This window comes from Streptomyces inhibens (assembly GCF_022221585.1).
In the GTDB taxonomy this organism is placed as follows: Bacteria; Actinomycetota; Actinomycetes; order Streptomycetales; family Streptomycetaceae; genus Streptomyces; species Streptomyces inhibens.
The window spans coordinates 4098347-4119276 of record NZ_CP084681.1; the positions used below are offsets into that span (position 1 = coordinate 4098347).

18 protein-coding genes are annotated in these 20930 nt (G+C 70.4%); 13 read left to right on the forward strand and 5 right to left on the reverse strand.

The features are described 5' to 3' along the window. The first annotated feature begins 3 nt into the window (after positions 1-3). Positions 4-675, forward strand: a complete 672-nt coding sequence (locus tag KI385_RS18650) for an ABC transporter permease (protein WP_238573304.1) — start codon at positions 4-6, stop codon at positions 673-675. 45 nt (positions 676-720) lie between these two features. Then, on the forward strand, positions 721-1647 hold the full coding sequence (locus KI385_RS18655) for an ABC transporter substrate-binding protein (protein WP_238573305.1): 927 nt from the start codon (positions 721-723) through the stop codon (positions 1645-1647). A gap of 165 nt (positions 1648-1812) precedes the next feature. Here the strand turns inward: KI385_RS18655 and KI385_RS18660 are convergent, their stop codons facing one another. Next, positions 1813-2841 (reverse strand): sigma-70 family RNA polymerase sigma factor, encoded by a 1029-nt coding sequence (locus KI385_RS18660; RefSeq protein WP_238573306.1) that lies wholly within the window; start codon positions 2839-2841, stop codon positions 1813-1815. A 211-nt stretch (positions 2842-3052) separates the two neighbouring features. Here KI385_RS18660 and KI385_RS18665 point away from each other — a divergent pair, with 211 nt between their 5' ends. Further along, on the forward strand, positions 3053-3652 hold the full coding sequence (locus KI385_RS18665; RefSeq protein WP_238573307.1) for a class I SAM-dependent DNA methyltransferase: 600 nt from the start codon (positions 3053-3055) through the stop codon (positions 3650-3652). Positions 3653-3751: 99 nt separating this feature from the next. Here KI385_RS18665 and KI385_RS18670 read toward each other — a convergent pair whose 3' ends face one another. Beyond that, complete coding sequence (locus KI385_RS18670) at positions 3752-4795, reverse strand: LacI family DNA-binding transcriptional regulator (RefSeq protein WP_238573308.1); 1044 nt, start codon at positions 4793-4795, stop codon at positions 3752-3754. A gap of 129 nt (positions 4796-4924) precedes the next feature. Here KI385_RS18670 and KI385_RS18675 point away from each other — a divergent pair, with 129 nt between their 5' ends. From KI385_RS18675 to KI385_RS18690, 4 genes are all read left to right on the forward strand, one after another. Next, entirely contained in the window at positions 4925-5842 is a 918-nt protein-coding gene (locus KI385_RS18675; RefSeq protein WP_238573309.1) for an amidohydrolase family protein, read from the forward strand. Then, positions 5839-6396, forward strand: a complete 558-nt coding sequence (locus tag KI385_RS18680; RefSeq protein ID WP_238573310.1) for a cysteine dioxygenase — start codon at positions 5839-5841, stop codon at positions 6394-6396. Before KI385_RS18675 ends, KI385_RS18680 begins: the two co-directional genes overlap by 4 nt. 173 nt (positions 6397-6569) lie before the next feature. Next, a complete protein-coding gene (locus KI385_RS18685) occupies positions 6570-7982 on the forward strand; it encodes a purine-cytosine permease family protein (protein WP_238573311.1) in 1413 nt (470 codons plus the stop codon). Between the two features lie 41 nt (positions 7983-8023). Beyond that, complete coding sequence (locus KI385_RS18690; protein WP_238573312.1) at positions 8024-8437, forward strand: hypothetical protein; 414 nt, start codon at positions 8024-8026, stop codon at positions 8435-8437. 333 nt (positions 8438-8770) lie between these two features. Here the strand turns inward: KI385_RS18690 and KI385_RS18695 are convergent, their stop codons facing one another. Continuing rightward, positions 8771-10159 carry a cystathionine beta-synthase gene (locus KI385_RS18695; RefSeq protein ID WP_238573313.1) on the reverse strand — a complete coding sequence of 463 codons (1389 nt, stop codon included), beginning with the start codon at positions 10157-10159 and terminating at the stop codon, positions 8771-8773. Between the two features lie 249 nt (positions 10160-10408). Here KI385_RS18695 and KI385_RS18700 point away from each other — a divergent pair, with 249 nt between their 5' ends. The 3 genes from KI385_RS18700 (at position 10409) to KI385_RS18710 (ending at position 14610) form a co-directional block, all read left to right on the forward strand. Further along, a complete protein-coding gene (locus KI385_RS18700) occupies positions 10409-11422 on the forward strand; it encodes an SGNH/GDSL hydrolase family protein (RefSeq protein WP_238573314.1) in 1014 nt (337 codons plus the stop codon). A gap of 204 nt (positions 11423-11626) precedes the next feature. Further along, a complete protein-coding gene (locus KI385_RS18705) occupies positions 11627-12847 on the forward strand; it encodes an acetyl-CoA C-acetyltransferase (protein WP_238573315.1) in 1221 nt (406 codons plus the stop codon). A 788-nt stretch (positions 12848-13635) separates the two neighbouring features. Continuing rightward, entirely contained in the window at positions 13636-14610 is a 975-nt protein-coding gene (locus KI385_RS18710) for a hypothetical protein (RefSeq protein WP_238573316.1), read from the forward strand. Between the two features lie 28 nt (positions 14611-14638). Here KI385_RS18710 and KI385_RS18715 read toward each other — a convergent pair whose 3' ends face one another. Beyond that, on the reverse strand, positions 14639-14998 hold the full coding sequence (locus tag KI385_RS18715) for a hypothetical protein (protein ID WP_238573317.1): 360 nt from the start codon (positions 14996-14998) through the stop codon (positions 14639-14641). 98 nt (positions 14999-15096) lie between these two features. On the opposite strand from KI385_RS18715, the gene KI385_RS18720 reads away from it, so the two are divergent. Beyond that, positions 15097-15324, forward strand: coding sequence for a DUF4287 domain-containing protein (locus KI385_RS18720; protein WP_006605171.1), 228 nt, complete (start codon positions 15097-15099; stop codon positions 15322-15324). 137 nt (positions 15325-15461) lie between these two features. On the opposite strand, the gene KI385_RS18725 is transcribed toward KI385_RS18720, so the two are convergent. After that, a complete protein-coding gene (locus KI385_RS18725; RefSeq protein WP_128503663.1) occupies positions 15462-16349 on the reverse strand; it encodes a Bax inhibitor-1/YccA family protein in 888 nt (295 codons plus the stop codon). 507 nt (positions 16350-16856) lie between these two features. Between KI385_RS18725 and KI385_RS18730 the strand changes: the two genes are divergently transcribed. Further along, positions 16857-19703 carry a bifunctional glycosyltransferase/CDP-glycerol:glycerophosphate glycerophosphotransferase gene (locus tag KI385_RS18730; RefSeq protein WP_238577744.1) on the forward strand — a complete coding sequence of 949 codons (2847 nt, stop codon included), beginning with the start codon at positions 16857-16859 and terminating at the stop codon, positions 19701-19703. Continuing rightward, entirely contained in the window at positions 19703-20872 is a 1170-nt protein-coding gene (locus tag KI385_RS18735) for a glycosyltransferase (protein ID WP_238573318.1), read from the forward strand. Before KI385_RS18730 ends, KI385_RS18735 begins: the two co-directional genes overlap by 1 nt. Positions 20873-20930 lie beyond the last annotated feature (58 nt).

Genomic DNA, 20930 nt, shown 5'->3' on the forward strand with positions numbered 1-20930 from the left:
CCGATGCTCGAACTCCTGAAGAACCTCGCCTCCTGGCTGACCAGTCCGGCCCAGTGGTCGGGCCCCGAGGGCATCGCCACCCGCATCCTGGAGCACCTGGAGTACTCGGTGCTCGCCACCCTCGCCGCGGCCGTGATCGCACTGCCGATCGGTCTGCTCATCGGGCACACCGGCCGCGGTGCCTTCCTCGCCGTCAACCTCTCCTCCTTCGGCCGGGCGCTGCCCACCGTCGGCCTGGTCACCCTGGTCTTCCTCGCCGGCGGACTGAGCGTCTGGCCGGTGTATGTGTCCCTGGTCGCGCTCGCCGTGCCCGTGATCATCACCAATACGTACGCGGGCATGGCCGCCGTCGACCCCGAGGTCAAGGACGCCGCCAAGGGCGTGGGACTGCGCGGCCGCCAGATCCTGTGGCAGGTCGAACTCCCGCTGGCCCTCCCCTTGATCATGACCGGCGTACGGCTGGCGACCGTGCAGGTCGTCGCCACCGCCACCATCGCCGCCTACGTCAGCTTCGGCGGGCTGGGCCGCTATGTCTTCGACGGTCTGGCGCAGCGCGACCTGGTGCAGGTCCTGGGCGGTGCGGCCCTGGTCGCCGTGCTCGCCGTCGCCGCCGACCTGGCCCTGGGCGGCCTGACGCGGCTGCTGTTCCGCGGCCGCCCGGCCGCCGCCCGCTGAGCACCCGCCGCCCCCGCCCCTACGTACGTCCGAGGAGCTCCGCCCATGAACCGTCGTACCGTCCTGACCACCCTCCTCGCCGGCGCCTCGGCCCCACTGCTGGCCTCCTGTTCCTCCGGCATCACCTCCCTCAAGGGGGACGGCGCCGGCGGTGACAGCGGCAACAGCAGCGGCGGACTGACCATCGGCACCGCCAACTTCACCGAGAACCAGATCCTCGGCTACCTGTACGCGGGCGTGCTGAACGCCGCCGGGGTCAAGACCACCGTCAAGCCCAACCTCGGCTCCCGCGAGATCGTGGTGCCCGCGCTGCGCTCCGGCGATATCGATCTGCTCCCCGAATACCAGGGCAGCCTGCTGCTCTATCTCGACAAGAAGGCCACCGAGACCGAGGCGGGCGCGATGCAGAACGCGCTGGCCACCGTGGTGCCGGACGGTCTCGAAGTCCTCCCGTACGCGGCCGCCGAGGACCGCGACAGCTTCGCCGTGACCCAGGAGACCGCCGACCGCTTCGGCCTCAAGACGCTCGCCGATCTGCGCAAGGTCAACGGCAAGCTGGTGTTCGGCGCCGCCGCCGAAATGAAAAAGCGCGTCGTCGGGGTCGTCGGCCTCAAGGACCAATACGGCGTGGAATTCAAGGAATTCAAGGCGCTGGACTCGTCCGGGCCGCTGGTCAAGGGCGCGCTGAAAAAGGGCGACATCGATATCGCCAATGTCTTCACCACCGATGTCGACATCGTGGAGAACGGCTGGGTGCTGCTCGCCGACCCCAAGAATCTGATCCCCGCCCAGCACATCGTCCCGCTGATCGCCTCCCGCAAGGCCGACTCCAAGGTCCGCAAGGCGCTCGCCCGGCTCGGCAACACCCTCACCACGCCCCAGCTCACCGAGCTCAACCGCCTTGTCGACAAGGAGAAGCAGGACCCGGACCGGGTGGCCGACGCCTGGCTGAAGAAGCACAAGCTGGGCTGAGGCGGGGCGGGCGGCCGGATCACCGTCCGTCGGCTGGGGCACGGCATCCGGCTGCGCCACGTACCCGAAGGCGCTCCGGCTCCTCCTCGCGGTGACGGGGCCGACCGAAGCCCTGCCCGTCGACCGCGCCCGGAAGGCGCCGCCCATTGTTCCCTGACCGGGCCGCTATGCCTCTTCGAGCTGACCGCCGTACCGGAGCGGCAGACCGAACAGCGGGAACAGCCGCTCGGTGTCCAGGAACGAATTGAGTGCGGTGATCCGTCCGTCCGCCGTGTCGATGACCTGGATCGCCCAGGGCTCGCCGTCCGCGCGGTACTGCCCGAACGCCGGCCGGCCGTTCGCGGCGGCGACGGCCACCAGATGCGACCCCTCGCAGCCGTGGCCGGGACCGCGCAGCCACTTCAGGATGTCCTCGCGGCCGCGCAACCACAGTGCGTACGGCGGCATGGAGAGCGTGGAGTCCTCGTGCAGCAGGGCCGTGAGGGCGTCCATGTCGAAGCGTTCGAAGGCGTCGACATAGCGGCCCAGCAGGGCCTGCTGGGCGTCGTCCAGGGGGCGCGGCGGTTCGCCGGCGGTGTCGCCGGACGCGGCGAGAGTGGCGCGGGCCCGCTGCAGCGCACTGTTGACCGAGGCGACCGAGCTGCCCAGCAGCTCGGCGACCTCGCGCGCCGACCAGCTGAGCACCTCCCGCAGGATCAGCACCGCCCGCTGCCGTGGCGCCAGCCGCTGGAGCGCGGAGATGAACGCGAGCCGGACCGACTCCCGGGCGACGGCCGCCTCCGCCGGGTCCCCGGCGGACGCCAGCACCCGCTCGTCCGGGACCGGCCCGATCCAGGTCGCCTCGGGCAGACCCGCCCCGACCGGTGTGTCCACGCTCGACGGGGAGGCAAGGTCCATCGGCCGGGCCCGGCGCCGGCTGCCCTTGAGCAGGTCCAGACACACATTCGTGGCGATCCGGTACAGCCACGACCGCAGCGACGCCCGGCCCTCGAAACGGTCATAGCTCCGCCAGGCCCGCACCATGGTCTCCTGCACGGCGTCCTCGGCCTCGAAGGCGGACCCCAGCATCCGGTAGCAGTAGCCGGTCAGCTCGGTACGGTGCGCCTCCAGCCGGTCCGCCAACTCCCCGTCGGGCGCGCCCTGTTCGGCAGCCTCCGCCGCCGTGTCCCGGCTCACCGCCGTGGCTTCGCTCATCGAGGACCGCTTCATCGAGAACCCGCCCATCCGCCCGTCGGCCGACCACCGGCACCGCGCCTCGACGGTACCGGAGCACGCCGCACCAGTCTGCTCCCTCGGCGGGAGGCCCGCAGCCGGAGACCCACTTCGGGGACGTGCGGCCGGAGACGTACAGCCGGAACTTCGCGTTCCGGGGCCCACCCGGGGCACGCCGTCCTAAGGTGCGCGCATGACCGACCACACCGCCGCCACCCGCGACACATACGACGCCATCGCCCCCGCGTACGCCCGGCGGTGGCGCTCCGCCCCGCCCCAGGTAGCGGCCGAGGCCGACCGTCTCGCCGCGCTGCTCCCCTCGGGCGCGCGGATCGCGGACATCGGCTGCGGCCCCGGCCACCTCACCTGCCTGCTGCGCGACCGGGGCTTCGAGGTCACCGGCTTCGATCTCTCCCGCGAGATGCTCGCCGCCGACGCCGTCCCCGGCCTCGTCCAGGCGGATATGCGCGCCCTGCCCCTGGCCCGTGCCGCCCTCGACGCGGTCTGGTGCGTGGCCGCGCTGCTCCATGTTCCGCGCCCTGAAGTCCCCACGGCGCTGGGCGAGTTCGCCCGTGTCGTACGACCGGGCGGACTGCTCGTCCTGAGCCTCGCCGAGGGCGACGGCGAGGGCTGGGAACCCGTCCCCTACGCCCCGGACCTCCGTCGCTGGTATGTCCAGCACCGCCTGGCCCCGCTCACCGCCCAGCTCGCCACCGCGGGCTTCACCGTGACCGGCCACACCCGCTGGTCCACCCACCGCGACTGGCTGATGGTGCGGGCGCGACGGGCATGAGAACGCGGGCGTCGCGCCCGAGACTCGCCGGTCACCGCGCCCGGAGGCCCGCCGGGCACCGCGCCCGAAGACTCGCCGGTCACCGCGCCCGGAGGCCCGCTACTCCGCCACCCGCAGCGCCGACCCCCGCTCCGACAGGCGCGGGGCGCACAGGATGCGTTTGCGGCGGACCCGGCGGCCCTCGATCGCGGCGACCGCGAGGCGGGCGGCCTCCTTGGCGATGTCGGTCAGGCCCCAGTCGACGGTGGTCAGGGGCGGGGTCAGGACACGGGAGACGGGGTGGTCGTCGAAGCCGACGACGGAGATGTCGCGGCCGACGGTCAGCGAGGCCTCGGCGGCGGCTGCGTAGACGCCGTACGCGATGGAGTCGGAGAAGCAGAAGACGGCGGTGGGCGGGGCGAGGCCGGCGGAGGTCTGCCGGCGGCCGTCCGGGCTGTTGGTCAGCACCCGGCGGGCGATCGCGGTCGCCTCGCCCAGCTCCTGGGCGCAGGGCAGGACTTCGACGTCGATACCGAGGCGGTCGGCGGCCTCGCGCACATAGACGTCGGCGGGCCGGTCGGGGGTGGAGGGGCCGGTGGGGGTGAGGACGGTGACACGGCGGTGGCCCAGGCCGCGGAGGTAGTCCAGGACGGCGTCGATGCCGGCGCGGTTGTCGAAGAGCACCTCGCCGGCCGTACGGGCCCGGCTCAGCGCGTCGCCGATGGAGACCACCGGCACGGCGTCGGCGATCTTCGACCAGCCTTCGGCGGACGGGTCGACGGGCGAGACCAGCAGACCGTCCACGCGCTGGTCGCGCAGCTGCTTGGCGAGCGCGAGCTCGCGCTCGGGGTCGCCGCCCGCGTCGAGGATCAGCGCATAGCGGTCGCCGGCCAGCAGCTCGCGCCCTATCGCGGCCATCAGCTGCTGCTGCCAGAGGTCCTGCAGATCGCCGGCGAGTACACCGACCGTGCTCGTACGGCCGCTGGCGAGGGCGCGGGCGATCGGATCGGCCTCGTAGCCGAGCTCGGCGGCGGCCTTGCGCACCCGCTCCTCGGTCTCCTTGGAGACATGCTTGCCGCGCAGCGCGTAGGAGACGGCTGCGGTGGAGAGTCCGGTGGCCTCGGCCACCTCGCGGAGGGTGGTGCGCTTATTGGGCCTGGCCATGTCCGGAAGCCTACCCAAGGAGGGCGTGGCACCCCCCACCGAGCCGCTACGGCCTTGACAGCACAGCCTGTTAACCGCTTCACTTAAACGCATCAGTTAAGCGGTTAAGTGAAGCGGTTGAGGAGGCCCGTGCCCACCGACGTCCACCAGCACATCTGGCCGCCCGAGTTCGTCGCGCTGCTACGGGCGCGCACCGCCCCACCGCGGCTCGACGGCTGGACGCTGCATCTGCCCGGCGAACCTCCGTACGCCGTCGGCCCCGCCGACCACGACATCGCCGCCCGCGCCCGGCTCGCCCGCGCCGACGGCCTCGATCTGGCCCTGGTGTCGCTCTCCAGCCCGCTCGGCATCGAATATCTGCCGCCCGAGGAGGCCGCACCACTGCTCGCCGCCTTCCACGACGGCGCGCTGGACCTGCCCGCCCCCTTCGGCGTCTGGGCCTCGGCCTGCCTCTCGGCCCCCGAACCGGACACCGAGGCGCTGCGGCACGAGCTGACCCGCGGCTGCGTGGGGCTGCAACTGCCGGCCACCGCGCTGCTCGACGCCGCGGGCTGGGCCCGCTGCGCGCCGCTGCTGGATGTCACCGCCGAGCTGGACAAGCCGCTGTTCATCCACCCGGGCGCGGCCCCTCCCGCCGACGCCGGCGCGCCCGCCTGGTGGCCCGCCCTGGTCCCCTACCTCCAGCAGATGCACGCCTCCTGGTTCGCCTTCCGCGCCTTCGGCCGGCCGCGCCACCCGGATCTGCGGGTCTGCTTCGCGGCGCTGGCCGGTCTGGCGCCGCTGCACGGCGAGCGGCTGGTCGCACGCGGCGGGGGCCGGGACCGCGGCCGGGTGGACGCAGGCGCCTTCTACGAGACGTCCTCGTACGGAACCCGCGCGGTGGACGCGCTCGTACGGGCCGTCGGCATCGATGTGGTCGTCAGCGGCAGCGACCGCCCGTATGCCGAACCCGTGATCCCCGACCTCGGCGCGGATGCCGCCGTCCACGCCCTGCGTACCGCCAACCCGGCCCGCTTGCTGGGCCCGATGAAAGGAGCCCGTCCATGACGTACCGCACCTCCCAGGCCGACGCCGCCCGTGAGGTCCCCGACGGCGAGCAGCCGTTCACCACACTGCCCGAGCGCAATCTCGAAAAGCACGAGCTGCAGGCCCTGGTCGACGAGCTCGCGTCCCGCCCGGACCTGTGGCGCGAGCAGGTCGCGTTCTCCGACAGCGAGCGCCACTACGCATCCCTGTACCGCGATGAGTTCGTCGATGTCTGGCTGCTGTGCTGGACCCGGCAGAACGACACCGGCTGGCACGACCACGACATCTCCTCCGGGGCGGTGCGCGTCGTCCAGGGCGTACTGACCGAGTCCAACCCCCGGATCGGCGGCGAGCATCTGGCCACCGCCGTCGGCGCGGGCGCCTCCTTCTGCTTCGGCCCCGACCACATCCACCGCCTCACCGGCGCGACCGACGACGCGGTCTCCGTCCATGCCTACTCGCCGCCGCTGTGGCGCCTGGGCCAGTACGACATCACCGAGGACGGGCTGATGCGACGGGTCTCGGTCTCGTACGCGGACGAGCTGCGGCCGATGGGCGAGGTGCCGGCGGCCTGATGCGCGGCCCCGCCCCGGGGCCCGACGCGCGCCCCCTTCCCCGGGCCTGACGAACGGCCCCACCTCGGGGCCGGACGCCGCTCGTTACCTCTAATTAACTCCCACCTATTGACCTTCCATTCATTGCCGTTGATCCTGCATGAATCCATACAGGCGGACGCGAGGCGGCATTCATGGCAGGTGTGGTGGAACAACGCTCGATCGACGTCGTCCCCGACGACGAACGGCACGGCAGCGCGGTCAGCCAGTTCACGCTCTGGCTGGGCGCCAATCTCCAGATCACCGCCGTCATCACCGGCGCGCTGGCCGTCGTCTTCGGGGCGAACGCGTTCTGGTCGCTGATCGGGCTGCTGCTCGGCAACCTCCTGGGCGGTGCGGTGATGGCACTGCACTCCGCGCAGGGACCGCGGCTCGGACTGCCGCAGATGATCACCTCGAGAGCGCAGTTCGGCGTCCGCGGGGCGGTGGTCCCGCTGGCGCTGGTGATCGTGATGTACATCGGCTTCTTCGCCAGCGGCAGCGTGCTGGCCGGCCAGGCGGTCGGTGAGCTGACGCACCTCGGCGAGACACCCGGAATCGTGCTCTTCGCCGCGGTCACCGCCGTCGCCGCGACCGTCGGCTACCGCCTCATCCACACCCTCGGCAAGATCGCCGGGCTGGTCTGCGCGCTGGCCTTCGTCTACCTCGGCATCCGGCTCGTGCAGCGCGCCGACCTCGGCGCACTGCTGCACGACCACCGCTTCGGGCTGCCGGTCTTCCTGCTCGCCGTCTCGCTCTCGGCCTCCTGGCAGCTGGCGTTCGGCCCGTACGTCGCCGACTACTCGCGCTACCTCCCGCGGCACACCTCGGCGCGCGCCACGTTCTGGTGGACGCTGTCCGGCTCGGTGCTCGGCTCGCAGTGGTCGATGACGTTCGGCGCGCTGGCGGCCGCCGCGGCGCCCGCCGCGTTCGTGGGGCACGAGGTCGGCTACATCGTCGGCCTGGGCGGCGCCGGGCTGATCGCCTCGTTCCTCTACTTCGTGATCGCCCTCGGCAAGCTCACCATCAACATCCTCAACACCTATGGCGGCTTCATGTCGCTGGTCACCAGCGTCAGCGGCTTCCGTGGGCAGCGCACCCTCTCGCCGCGCGGCCGCGCCGCCTACATCGCCGGAATCATGGTGGCCGGCACCGCCGTCGCCCTCCTGGGCAAGGACTCCTTCCTGACGTCCTTCAAGGACTTCCTGCTCTTCCTGCTCACCTTCTTCACGCCCTGGTCGGCGATCAACCTCGTCGACTACTACCTGATCTCCAAGGAGCGCTACGACATCCCGGCGCTCAGCGACCCCGCCGGCCGCTACGGCGCCTGGAACGCCCGGGCGCTGACGGTCTACGCCCTCGGCGTGCTCGCCCAACTCCCCTTCCTGGCCACGCACTTCTACACCGGCCCGCTGGTGGAGCCGCTGGGCGGCGCCGACATCTCCTGGCTGATCGGGCTCGCCGTACCGGCCGTCCTGTACTGGCTGGCCGCCCGCGGCGACACCGCGCGCATCCCGGAACCCGCGGCGCACGACGGCGAAGCGACCCCCGCCGGATTGGGGGGCTAGCCCTACCGCGCCGCCCGCCCGCCGGCCGTAATCTCGGCACCATGGCGACACACGACCCCGATCTGCGGAAAGAACTCGACGCGACCCTTCAGACCCGCAAGGAGCTGGGGCCGGAGTACGAGTCGGAACTGGTGGAGTCCTTCTTGGAGAAGCTGGACAAGAACGTCGACCGGCGGGTGCGGCGGCAACTCGCCGAGCAGCAGGTGCAGGTGGCGCGCGGCGACCGGCCGCCGCGCCGGGAGGTCGCCGGCCGGGACTTCTGGGAGCGGTTCGGGGTCGCCGCCCTCTCGCTGGTGCTGGCCGTCCCGCTGTCCGCGATCGCCACGATCAATGCCGGGCTGCCGGGTCTGCTGGTGTGCTGGGCCGGGATCGTCGGCGTCAACGCCGTCCACAGCGTGGGCCTGCGGAATCTGCTGCGGCCGCGTACGAACCAGCAGGACGGGGAGTGGGACTGACGCTCCGCCAGGACGGCGAAGGCAAGAGAGGTGTTGCGGGGACCGCCGCACCCCGGCCGAGCCGGGGGCGGGACGACGGCGGTCCCCGCAAGGGACGCGATCCGGGTCAGGGCCGGTCTTCGCATCCGGGTGGCGATCATGGAGGTCCGGGAGCCGCTCCGGAGTTCCGTATCGCCATGGACATCAATGTGCCTGACGAGTGTTAAGCCCGCGCTGCGAGCACATGACACATACGTACATCTTGCGGCGACGGCCCGTTTCCTGACGGCCACTTGACGCCGTGCCGGATCCCAAAGGGGCGGCCGCCACACGGGCGGCCGCCGGGGTCCGCCGCTACTTTCCGGCCTCGCGCGCCAGGTAGGCCAGCAGGTCCTGCCGGCTCACCACGCCCTTCGGCTTGCCCTCGACGAGGACGATCGCCGCATCCGCGTTCTCCAGGACCGCCATCAGGTCGGCGACCGGCTCGCCCGAGCCGACCTGCGGCAGCGGCGGGCACATGTGCTTCTCCAGCGGGTCGCTCAGCGAGGCGCGCTGGGTGAACAGCGCGTCCAGCAGCTCCCGCTCGACGACCGAGCCGACGACCTCGGCGGCCATCACATCGGGGTGTCCGGCGCCCGGCTTGACGATCGGCATCTGCGAGACGCCGTACTCGCGCAGGACCTCGATCGCCTCGCCGACGGTCTCCTCCGGGTGCATGTGCACCAGCGAGGGCAGCGCGCCCTCCTTGTGCGCCAGCACCTCGCCGACCCGGGCGGCGGTGCCGCCCTCCTCCAGGAAGCCGTAGTCGGCCATCCACTCATCGTTGAAGATCTTGGAGAGATAGCCGCGGCCGCTGTCGGGCAGCAGCACGACCACCACATCGTCCGGGCCGAGCCGCGAGGCGACCTCCAGCGCGGCCACCACGGCCATCCCGCAGGAGCCGCCGACCAGCAGGCCCTCCTCCTTGGCGAGCCGCCGGGTCATCTGGAAGGCGTCCTTGTCCGAGACCGCGACGATCTCGTCCGCGACCGTACGGTCGTAGGCCGTCGGCCAGAAGTCCTCACCGACGCCCTCGATCAGATACGGGCGCCCGGAGCCGCCGCTGTAGACCGAGCCCTCCGGGTCGGCGCCGATGACCCGGACCGCACCGTCGCTGGCGTCCTTGAGATAACGGCCGGTGCCGCTGATCGTGCCGCCGGTGCCGACGCCCGCCACGAAGTGGGTGATCCGCCCGTTCGTCTGCGCCCACAGCTCGGGTCCGGTCGTCTCGTAGTGCGAGCGCGGATTGTTCGGGTTGCTGTACTGGTCGGGCTTCCAGGCACCGGGCGTCTCGCGCACCAGCCGGTCCGAGACGTTGTAGTACGAGTCCGGGTGCTCGGGGTCCACGGCGGTCGGGCAGACCACCACCTCGGCGCCGTACGCCCGCAACACATTGATCTTGTCCGTGGACACCTTGTCCGGGCAGACAAAGATGCACTTGTAACCCTTTTGCTGGGCCACGATCGCGAGCCCGACGCCGGTGTTCCCGGACGTCGGCTCGACAATCGTGCCGCCCGGCTGCAGCTCACCCGACTGCTCGGCGGCCTCGATCATCCGCACCGCGATCCGGTCCTTGACCGAACCGCCGGGGTTGAAGTACTCGACCTTCGCCAGGACGGTGGCCTGGATTCCTCGAGTCACGTTGTTGAGCCGCACGAGCGGGGTGTTGCCGACTAGCTCAATCATCGAATCGTAAAACTGCACGGTGGTCTCCGCGGTCGGGGGCACGCTCTCCTGCGCCCGTGCCGCCAGCCTATTGCCCGGGTCCGTCCGGGCGTGTCTTTCGGCTCGGGGAGCGGACCCGCCGTGAGCTGATGGACACGCCGGGGAAGGATGCGTTGCGTTCCGTGCGGGAACGGGCAACACCCTGTTGTAGGAGTTCTTGCCGTTTCAAGAGCGCGTCCGGCCTCCGGGCCGTGGCACGCACGCGCTGCACGGGGAGGTGCCCGGCCCATGCCGATGACGATGTCCAGGGCGAGAGTGGCCCGGCGGATCGCCACCGCCGCCGCGTTCGGCGGGGGCGGCATCGGCCTGCTCGGCGTCGCCACCGTAGGGGTGCTGCTGACCGAGGTCCGGCTGGCCCGCCGTACGGTCGGCGGCTCCAGCGACATTCCGCCGTGCGCCGACGGCCGCTACGGCGCCGCCTTCGGCCACCGCACCGACCGACCACCGCTCCGGCTCGGCTTCCTCGGCGACTCCACCGCCGCGGGCCAGGGCGTGCACCGCGCCTCCCAGACCCCGGGCGCTCTCCTCGCCTCCGGCCTGGCCGCGCTCTCCGAGCTGCCCGTCGACTTCCGCAATGTGGCGCTGCCCGGCGCGCAGTCCGACGATCTGGCGCGTCAGGTGGCCCTGATGCTGGCGGACGGCACCAAGACCCCGGACGTCTGCGTCATCATGATCGGCGCCAACGATGTCACCCACCGGATGCCGCCCGCCCAGTCCGTACGCCATCTGTCCGAGGCGGTGCGCGCCCTCAGCGCCGTCGGCTGCGAGGTGGTTGTCGGCACCTGCCCTGATCTGGGCACCATCGAGCCGGTCTATCAGCCGCTGCGCTGGGTGGCCCGGCGGCTCTCCCGGCAGCTGGCCGCCGCCCAGACGATCGGTGTGATCGAGAGCGGCGGCCGGACGGTCTCGCTGGGCGATCTGCTCGGCCCCGAGTTCGAGGCGCGTCCGCGGGAGCTGTTCGGGCCGGACAACTACCACCCGTCGGCCGAGGGCTACGCCACCGCCGCGATGGCCCTGCTGCCGACGCTGTGCGCCTCGCTCGGCCTGTGGCCTGAGGAGGAGCGTCCGGAGCCCGCCCGTGGCGAGGGCATCCTGCCGGTCGAGCAGGCGGCCGCCGAAGCGGCTTCCGAGGGCGGTACGGAGGTCACCGCCTCCCGCGCGCCCTGGGCGCTGCTCAAGCACCGCAGGCGTCGCCAGCTGCCGACGGAGGAGCCCACGGACCGGTCGTCCGTCACGGGATGACGGGTGCGGCCGCCGGGCAGGCCAGGAGCGGCGCGAAGCGGTACGGGAGGGCCCGTACGGGAATACCCGGCGGCCCTTCCCCGTTCCCATAAGCGCCCGCTTAGAAAAGAGGCCCGCATCACAGCGCGGACCCCGTGACCTCAGCACTACGTGCAGGTAACTTCCCTCACAGTCCGCCCTTTCCCGCGCACTTGGAGCCGTGTGATGCCCGAAGCCGTGATCGTCTCAGCCGCCCGCTCCCCGATCGGCCGCGCCTTCAAGGGCTCGCTCAAGGATCTGCGTCCGGACGACCTGACCGCGAAGATCATCGAGACCGCCCTCGCCAAGGTCCCCGAGCTGGACCCGAGGGACATCGACGACCTGATGCTCGGCTGCGGCCTGCCCGGCGGCGAGCAGGGCCACAACCTCGGCCGCATCGTGGCCGTCCAGATGGGGATGGACCACCTCCCGGGCTGCACCGTCACCCGTTACTGTTCCTCCTCGCTCCAGACGACCCGGATGGCACTGCACGCCATCAAGGCCGGCGAGGGCGACGTCTTCATCTCGGCCGGTGTCGAGATGGTCTCGCGCAGCGTCAAGGGCACCTCCGACGGTCTGCCCGACACCCACAACCCGCTGTTCGCCGACGCCGAGGCCCGTACCGCGGCGCGCGCCGAGCAGGAGGGCGCCGACTGGCACGACCCGCGCGAGGACGGCCTGATCCCGGACGCGTACATCGCGATGGGCCAGACCGCGGAGAACCTCGCCCGCCTCAAGGGCGTCACCCGCCAGGACATGGACGAGTTCGGTGTGCGGTCCCAGAACCTCGCCGAGAAGGCGATCAACAACGGCTTCTGGGAGCGGGAGATCACTCCGGTCGAGCTGCCCGACGGCACGGTCGTCTCCAAGGACGACGGCCCGCGCGCGGGCGTGACCGTCGAGGGCGTCTCCGGCCTCAAGCCGGTCTTCCGCCCCGACGGCCTGGTGACCGCCGGCAACTGCTGCCCGCTGAACGACGGTGCCGCGGCGCTGGTCATCATGTCCGACACCAAGGCGCGCGAGCTGGGCCTGACCCCGCTGGCGCGGATCGTCTCCACCGGCGTCTCGGGCCTGTCCCCCGAGATCATGGGGTACGGCCCGGTGGAGGCCAGCAAGCAGGCGCTCCAGCGCGCCGGCCTGTCGGTCTCCGACATCGACCTGGTCGAGATCAACGAGGCGTTCGCCGCCCAGGTGATCCCCTCCTACCGCGACTTGGGCATCGACCTGGACCGGCTGAACGTCAACGGCGGCGCGATCGCCGTGGGCCACCCCTTCGGCATGACCGGCGCCCGCATCACCACCACCCTCATCAACTCCCTTCAGTGGCACGACAAGCAGTTCGGCCTGGAGACGATGTGCGTGGGCGGCGGCCAGGGCATGGCGATGGTCATCGAGCGGCTGAGCTGAGCTGCAGCGGAGGGTAGGGGGCGGGTGCGAGGAACGAGTGCCCGGCACCTGCCCGCAGCGGAAGCGAAGCCCAGCGCGACCAAGAGCACGAGCGGCTGAGCTGAGCTGCAGCGGAGGGTAGGGGGCGGGTGCGAGGAACGAGTGCCCGGCACCTGCCCGCAGCGGAAGCGAAGCCCAGCGCGACCAACAGCACGAGCGGCTGAGCTGAGCTGAGCCGGGGGGCGGACTCCGTCCCCGGCCAGTTCGAAGGGTGTGCGCGGAAAACGGACCAACTTCCGCCCCGCGCACACCCTTCGCTGTCGCATGAACACGGGCGGCGACACGGCGTGACCTGCGTCACGCGTTAACAAGATCGCGACCCAATCTCCCCCAGGATTGTGACCAACGCCCTGGGGGAGAAGCGTTCTTGCAGGTCAGCATGGGGTCACCCCGGCGTATAAGGCCTATCGCCCCCGGCATTTCGGGACATAGTGCACTGGGAGCGGTCGCCGACCCCCGGCAGCCTGATGTAGGAAGTCGGAGAACATTCTGCTAACGGGAGTACGCCGGTGAGCGAGCCGCCACCAGGAGTAGCCCCGTGAGCGAGCGCATCAAGGGGCTCACCCCGACCGAAGGCCGGGGGAAGTCCGTTCATCGATGCGCGGCCCGTGGGATCTGGGCCGCCGAGCGAAGTGGGGAGGACGTATGAGCGAGCGCCACATGGGGGTCCCCCCGGCCGAAGGCTGGGGGCGAATGATCGAACGGTGCGCGTCTCGCACATGCGAGACCGAACAAAGAGAGGTTTCGGCATGAGCGTCACCACCCTCGTCCTGCTGCTGGCCGCGGTCGTCGCCGTCACGCTGGGCGCCGTCGCCCTGCACACCGCCCGCGCGCTGCGCCGCCAGATCGCCGAGCTGCACGCCGAGCTCGTCGCCGCCCGTCAGGACGCCGCCGCGCGCGCCGAGACGGCACACGCAGCAGACGCAGCCACCGCGACCATCCCGGCCGCCCGCACCACCCCGGCCGTCGAGACCCCGCTCGCGGACATACGTGCCGCGGTCGCGGACGCACTCGCCGAGGAGCGGGAGCGCGAACTGGCCGAGGCGCGCGCCTTCTGGGCCGCGCAGGAGGCCAGGGACGCCGCCGACGCCCCCTCCCTGCTGGGCGGCCTGGTCGGACTCGGTGACGAGGGCCCGCTGGACGCCCGCGCCGACCAGCGCGAGCTGCCCGAGCGGCCGGAGCTCGACCGGCTCGACACCCAGCCGTTCCTGCCCCGGCAGGCGGACCTGGCCGGCCTGGAGCCGCTGCTGGGCCCGGACGCCCTGGAGGCGATGGACACCCTGGAGTCCATGGAGGCGCTGGAGGCCCTGGACGCTCCGGAGTTGGAGCCCGTCGAGGAGACCGAGTCCGCCGAGCTGGCCGCCGCGCGCCGGCGCCACCCCTCGCACCCGGACTTCTCGCCCTCCCCCGTGATCGGCGACCACGAGCGCACCGTCGCGCGCCTGGAGGAGCTGGCCCGGCAGGCCACCCCGCTCGCGGACGTCCGCCCCGGCCCGCTGGGCACCCTGGACGTCTACGTCTTCGCCGACGGCACCACGCTCTGCCTGACCCCCGGACAGCGCGAGACCGCGGACCGCGTCGCCGGCGCACTGCACTCCGGCCGCACCCCGGTACTGCTGGGCGGCTCCGGTATCTCCGGCGCGTACGCGCTGACCTTCTCCTGGGGCGAGAGCCGCGACGAGAGCGTCTACATCCTCGCCGACCGCGTCATCGCCTCACTCTGACCCGGCGCGGCGGCGCGAGAGACTCGCCCTAGCAGCGTTCCGCCGCCGCCCGGACCCCTCGCACGGCCTCCGCCAGCTCTTGGGCGGGGGCCACTTTCGCGTCAGAGTCGGCCGGCGTGTCGGCCACCCGGGCCGCCGCGGCCCGCAGCGCCTCGACCAAATCATGGCCGGCCACCGCCAGCTGATCACCGGCCGCGAACATCCCGGCGTCCGGCAGCTCGTGCGGCGGCTCCCCCGGCCGCTCGATCAGCTGCGCACGGGTCGCCAACTGCCGCGCCAGCGCAAGCCCTTCGGCCGCGGCGCCCTGGCCGAGCCTGCTCTGCGGCATCGACCTGAGGCGGTCGGCGAGGGCGTCCACGGCGGTCTGCAAGGGGGTCACGTCAAGCACGCTGTGAGCCTATGCGCCACCCCCGGGTGGTTGCCAACGGCGGAACGCTCAGGCACGGTGTGCTGAAGAACCAGCATCGACCGCGTCCGGAGGCGCCGATGTCTCAGCTCTTCTCCGAAGAGACCCACCGGAACATGCTCTCCCGTATCCCGCACTGCACCGGCCGGGAAATCTCCGACTGGCTCCGCACCGTTGACGAAGGCCCCGCTCTCTTCCGTTTCGACGAAAAGGTCAGCTGGCTCCGTGGCGAGCACAACCTCGCCTACGGACATGCCAAGGCGATCGTCCATGAACACGACCTCAGGCGCGCCGCGCGCAAGTTCTGATCCGCGAGGACGGGCTCAGCGCCCCTTCCGGCACTGAACGCGCCCCACGCACCGTACTCGACCCACTCAACGACGAAGGGCCCGCAGGCTGCTGCCCGCGGGCCCTTCGTCGCGCGCGTCGAGCGCGCCGTGCGAGGTCAGTCGCCCCGGAGGATCGAGATCAGCCGCAGCATCTCCATGTAGATCCACACCAGGGTCAGCGTCAGACCGAACGCCGCGAGCCAGGACTCCTCGCGCGGCGCACCGTAGGCGATGCCGTCCTCGACCTGCTTGAAGTCCAGGGCCAGGAACAGCGCGCCGAGGACCACGCCCACGACGCCGAAGAGGATGCCCAGACCACCGCTGCGGAAGCCGAGGCCCTCGCCGCCGCCGAACACCATGAACATCAGGTTGACCAGCGACAGCAGGACGAAGCCCATGGCCGCGATCATCACGAAGCGGGTGAAGCGGGCGGTGACCCGCACGATCCGCGTCTTGTAGGCGACCAGCATGGCGACGAAAACCGCCATCGTGCCCAGCACCGCCTGCATGGGGGCGCCGTTCATCTTCGGCAGGTCGTTGATGAAGCCGCTGAGCGCGCCGAGGAAGAGACCCTCCAGCGCCGCGTACGACAGGATCAGCGCGGGCGACGGCTTGCGCTTGAAGGACTGGACGAGCCCCAGCACCATCGCGACCAGGCCGGCGCCGATGGCGAAGCCGAGGTTCTCGGTCAGGAACAGCCAGCCGACGGTGGCGCCCGCGACGACCGTGCCGAGCGTCATGCCCGTACGCGCGACGACATCGTCCATCGTCATCGGGCGGGTCTGCGGGGTGTACTGCGGCGGTGCCTGGGTGACGGGCTGCTGGCCCTGGGCGTACGGGTTGTCCGTGCCCTGTGCGTAGGGGTTGCCGCCCTGCGCGTAAGGGTTCGTGCCGGCGTACGGGTTCGCGGTGGGGCCCCCGGCCTGCGGCGGTGCGTTGAAGCCCGCGTAGCCGGTGTCGCGGCTGAACCCCCGTCGCGAGAAGACCGGGTTGCTGCTCCTCATCTCACTCCTCCATGGCCGCCCTGCGCGGCCTTGACGGCAAGCGTAATGGCTTGGCAAAGGCGCGTCGCTAGTTCTTGAGCAGGATCTTTCCCTGAACCCGGGCTGACGCCTCCGCCATGGGGAGGACGTATGGGAGGCCGCGGACGTGCCCGGACCGGGGGCCGACGACGCCACCGTTGCCGTCTTGTGTTGTTGTCGCGTACCGCCGATTGCCGTCGTGCGCTGCCGTCGTGACGGAATCCGATAAATGTCTGATCGCAACGGACGTCACATACCCGGCAGGCAACCGATTCACGGGAGCGGCCGTCTTCCCTGCTGGCCCGGAACCAGCCCTGGTGGGCGGATCTCCAGAGATGACGCATGGTCAAGATCCGAACACCGGAGTGCCCCTTCCCGATGCGCCGGCAGCTCACTGTCCGTAACGCTATGGGTGCGATCGGTATATCGCGAGGGTACAGATGGGGCTATTCTGGCGGGAAACAGTAGCGAAAGAGGGTTGAGGTGCCTGTGCCTGACGTCTCAGTAGTCGTCATCGTCTACAACGACGCCGACCGGTTGCCGACCGCGGTCCAGTCCGTGCTGGATCAAACGCTCCGGGACGTCGAGGTGGTGATCGTCGACGATTGCAGCACCGACCGTTCTTTCGAAGTGGCGCAGCACCTCGCGGCCACCCATCCGGGGCGCGTCAGAGCCTTCCAGCTGCCGGAGAACAGCGGTGCCGGAGGCGAGCCGCGGAACGTCGGCATCCAGCACACCAAGGGCCGTTACGTCATGTTCCTGGACAGCGATGACGTCCTGGAACTCAATGCGTGCCGGAATATGCTGGAGGCCGCGGAGGAATCCGGGTCGGACATCGTTTCCGGTCTGTGCGTCCGGCTGCACAAGGACACCCGCAACCAGAAGCGGGACGAGTGGTATTCCTGGCTGTACTCCACGACCCGCACCCTGGAGTCCGTCACGGAATTGCCGGACCTGTTTGTGTGGGACACCTTGTGCACCAACAAATGCTACCGCCGAGATTTCCTCGTCGAGAACAATCTCGTGTTCCCCAAGGGAATGTTCTACGAGGATCTGCTGTTTATCGCCGATGCTTACCTCGCGGCGAACGGCATCACCCTGATCCCGAATCAGGTCTACTTCTGGAACGTTCACGAGCAGGCCGCCGTGAAGTCGGTGACGAACCGACGGCACGAGATGACCAACTACATCCACCGGCTGGAAGTCCACAAGCGTATTGACGCCTTGCTGGAACAGCGTGGCCTGCCCGAGATGAAGCTCGCCAAGGACGTCAAATTCCTCAAGCACGACCTGGTACTGCATCTGCGGGATCTGCCGTTCCGCGACGATTCCTACCGCCGGGAGTTCGCCGAACTCTCCCAGGAATACCTCGCGAGCATCGCTCCCGAGGCGTATGAGCGCGTCCAGCCGATACAGGCCATCTGCGCGTATCTGCTCCAGCAGAGTGACTGGGACAATCTGATCCCGGCGGTGGACACCCTCATCAACCGCGACAAGGTCTCCTCGCCGCTCGCCGAGCACGACGGCCGGATCTACTGGTGCGACGGCCACTTCGATGACGCGTTCGGGCGCGAAGTGCTGGACGTGACCGACATCGGCTACCACGAGAAGCCGGTCAACCAGCTGTTCCTGCGCAATCAGCTGACCCGCTTCAGCGCGTCCGGCAGGACCGTCTCGCTGGCCGGGCGGATCACCAATCCGCTCGGCGTCATCCCCGCCGGTGCGCAGCTGAAGGGTGAGCTGGAGTTCAGCGCACGGCGGCGCAGTCTGCAGTCCTTCCAGTTCCCGGTGCAGGCGCTGCGCCATGAAGGTGACACCGTCTTCTGGGAGACCGCGGCGGACCTCACCGCCAAGCTGCGCCCGCTGGGCATCGTCGACACCATCTGGGACGTACGTCTGCGCCTGGTCGTGGACGGGGTGCGCACCACGACCCGGCTCACCGTCGCCGACACCGAGCTGTCCGGCGGGCTGCCGGTCCGGCCGCGGCTGACGCGGATGGTCGCCGATCATCTGGAGCCGCATGTCTCGGCCAAGGGGCATCTGGCGTTCCGCCTGGTCAGCGAGGGCCGCAACGGCGAGCGGGTGCAGGAATTGATCACCCGCGGAGTGCGTGGCAAGCCGGGGACGCTGGCCAAGACCGGCTATCGCAAGGCCAAGGAGCTGCGCAAGAAGGTCACCTCCGGCGACAACAAGCTCCGCGCCTATCACGAGGTGTTCAGCCGGCTGCCGATCAAGAAGCGCACGGTGGTCTTCGAAAGCCACCTGGGCAAGCAGTACAGCGACAGCCCGCGCGCCATCTACGAGGAAATGCGCCGGCAGGGCCTGGACTTCGAGGCGATCTGGTCGTACAGCGGGTCCCCGAAGGCGTTCCCGAAGGGCGTCACGCTCGTCCGGCGCTGGTCGCTGCCGTATCTCAAGGCGCTGGCGCAGGCCGAGTTCTGGGTGGACAACCAGAGTTACCCGCTCAAGCTCACCAAGCGCCCGGAAACCACCTACCTCCAGACCTGGCACGGCTCGGCGCTGAAGAACATGGGCTTCGACCAGCCGACGCTGAAGGCGCAGACCCGGCAGCAGCAGGCGGAGCAGCAGCGTTCGCTGGACCGCTTCGACCGTTTCCTGATCCGCTCCGAGCACGATGTGCACACCCTTGCCCGGGCCTTCCGGCTCAAGGAGAAGACGCTGCTGCGGGTGGGTTACCCGCGCAATGACGCGCTGGTGCGTACCCGGCGGCGGGAAACGGAGCTGGGGCGGCGTGAACGCGGGCCGCTGGCCGCCGAGTTGGGCATTCCCGACGACAAGACCGTACTGCTTTACGCACCGACGTTCCGCAAGGCGGGGGGCCGGCACGGGCGCTTCGAATTGCCCTTCGACGTGGAGCGTTTCGCCGACCAGTTCGGCGACCGCTATGTCCTCCTGGTGCGCTCGCACTACCTCAATCATGTGGTGCTGCCCCCGACGGTGGAGGGCCGGGTCATCGACGTATCGGCACGCCATGATGTGACGCCCCTGCTGGCGCTGGCCGACGGGCTGATCACCGACTATTCGTCGGTGATGTTCGACTATGCGCTGCTCGACCGGCCGTTGGTGTTCTTCACCTACGACTACGACGAGTATGTGCACGAGGGCCGGGGCACCTACTTCGATCTGCTGGAGCATGCGCCGGGCCCGGTGGTCCGTACCGAGGACGATTTCCACGAGACGATCAAGTCGTTCGAGACGCAGGCTCTGGAATTCGCGAAGAGCCGCAAGGAATTCGTCGCCAAGTTCGGAGAATACGACCAGGGCGACGCCGCTCAGAGCATCGTCGATCAGTTCTTTGCGCAGTGGAGCCGTTGATGACCAAGTCGTACGCAGCCGAGCCGCGGGACATCTTCTTCGTCTCCAACAGCGTCAACGAGCTGGGTGGCATCACCAGTTGGTCGCACCAGATGGCCCGTCTGTTCAGCGAGCGGGGCCACCGGGTGCACATCGTCGGCGTGGTGCCGCCGCCCGAGGGGCGGGTCCACGAGCTGGCCGACGATCTGCCGTTCAACACCACCACGCTCTACGCCGAGCACCCGCCGACGGTCCGTCCCGCCCGCGGCCTCAAGGGCCGGCTCAACGTGGCCGAGCAGCGCCGCCGGGCCGCCCGGGAGGCCGGGATGCATGAGCAGGCGGCCAAGATGAGCGCGCTGTTCCGGGCGGCGAAGCCGGGCGGAGTGGTGATCGTCACGCAGGTGTGGGCGATGGAGTGGGTCGCGCTGGCCGACACCGCGGGTCTGACCGTGATCGGGATGAGCCATGAATCGTTCGACACCTGCCGCAAGTCGTCCCGCTTCGGCCGGGTCAAGCGGTTTTACGGGGACGTCGACCGGATGCTGACGCTCACGCGTGAGGACGCCGACCGCTGGATCAGGCAGCGGATGGACAATGTCGGCTTCATGCCGAACCCGCTGCCCTTCTTCCCTGACGCCCCCTCAAGCCGGTCCCACAAGTACGTGGTCAGCATCGGCCGGCTGCACGAGGAGAAGGGCGTGGACCTGCTGCTGGAGGCCTGGGCGAAGGTCGCGCCGCAGCACCCGGAGTGGACGCTGCGGATCTACGGCTCCGGCGAGGAAGAGGGGGCGCTGCGCAAGCAGGCCGCCGAGCTGGGCATCGCCTCCTCCGTCGACTGGATGGGGCGCACGAGCGATGTGCCCGGGGCGCTGCGGGAGAGCGCGGTGTTCGCGCTGAGTTCGCGCGGTGAGGGCTTCCCACTGGCTCCCATGGAGGCGATGGCGACCGCCGTGCCGTGTGTGGCCTTCGATGTGGCGCCGGGCGTCCACGAGATCATCTCGGACGGCGAGGACGGCCTCCTCGCTCCCCCGGGCAATATCACCGAATTCGCCCGGCATCTCGACGCCCTGATGTCCGACAAGGACCTTCGGGACGCGATGGGCGAAGCGGCCCGCGAGAACATCCAGCGGTTCTCCACGGATGAGATTGTCGGCCGCTGGGAGAGCTTGTTCGCACTCGTGGAGCGCTGAGCCGAGAACACACAAAGCGAGGAGAGGCCCGCCGGCTTTCACCGGCGGGCCTCTCCTC

Coding starts and splice junctions, on each gene's coding strand:
- KI385_RS18725 (WP_128503663.1), bottom strand. CDS start 16,349: ATGAGGAGCAGCAACCCGGTCTTCTCGCGACGGGGGTTCAGCCGCGAC.
- KI385_RS18700 (WP_238573314.1), top strand. CDS start 10,409: ATGCCGATGACGATGTCCAGGGCGAGAGTGGCCCGGCGGATCGCCACC.
- KI385_RS18665 (WP_238573307.1), top strand. CDS start 3,053: ATGACCGACCACACCGCCGCCACCCGCGACACATACGACGCCATCGCC.
- KI385_RS18655 (WP_238573305.1), top strand. CDS start 721: ATGAACCGTCGTACCGTCCTGACCACCCTCCTCGCCGGCGCCTCGGCC.
- KI385_RS18650 (WP_238573304.1), top strand. CDS start 4: ATGCTCGAACTCCTGAAGAACCTCGCCTCCTGGCTGACCAGTCCGGCC.
- KI385_RS18710 (WP_238573316.1), top strand. CDS start 13,636: ATGAGCGTCACCACCCTCGTCCTGCTGCTGGCCGCGGTCGTCGCCGTC.
- KI385_RS18735 (WP_238573318.1), top strand. CDS start 19,703: ATGACCAAGTCGTACGCAGCCGAGCCGCGGGACATCTTCTTCGTCTCC.
- KI385_RS18680 (WP_238573310.1), top strand. CDS start 5,839: ATGACGTACCGCACCTCCCAGGCCGACGCCGCCCGTGAGGTCCCCGAC.
- KI385_RS18685 (WP_238573311.1), top strand. CDS start 6,570: ATGGCAGGTGTGGTGGAACAACGCTCGATCGACGTCGTCCCCGACGAC.
- KI385_RS18720 (WP_006605171.1), top strand. CDS start 15,097: ATGTCTCAGCTCTTCTCCGAAGAGACCCACCGGAACATGCTCTCCCGT.
- KI385_RS18705 (WP_238573315.1), top strand. CDS start 11,627: ATGCCCGAAGCCGTGATCGTCTCAGCCGCCCGCTCCCCGATCGGCCGC.
- KI385_RS18670 (WP_238573308.1), bottom strand. CDS start 4,795: ATGGCCAGGCCCAATAAGCGCACCACCCTCCGCGAGGTGGCCGAGGCC.
- KI385_RS18660 (WP_238573306.1), bottom strand. CDS start 2,841: ATGAGCGAAGCCACGGCGGTGAGCCGGGACACGGCGGCGGAGGCTGCC.
- KI385_RS18690 (WP_238573312.1), top strand. CDS start 8,024: ATGGCGACACACGACCCCGATCTGCGGAAAGAACTCGACGCGACCCTT.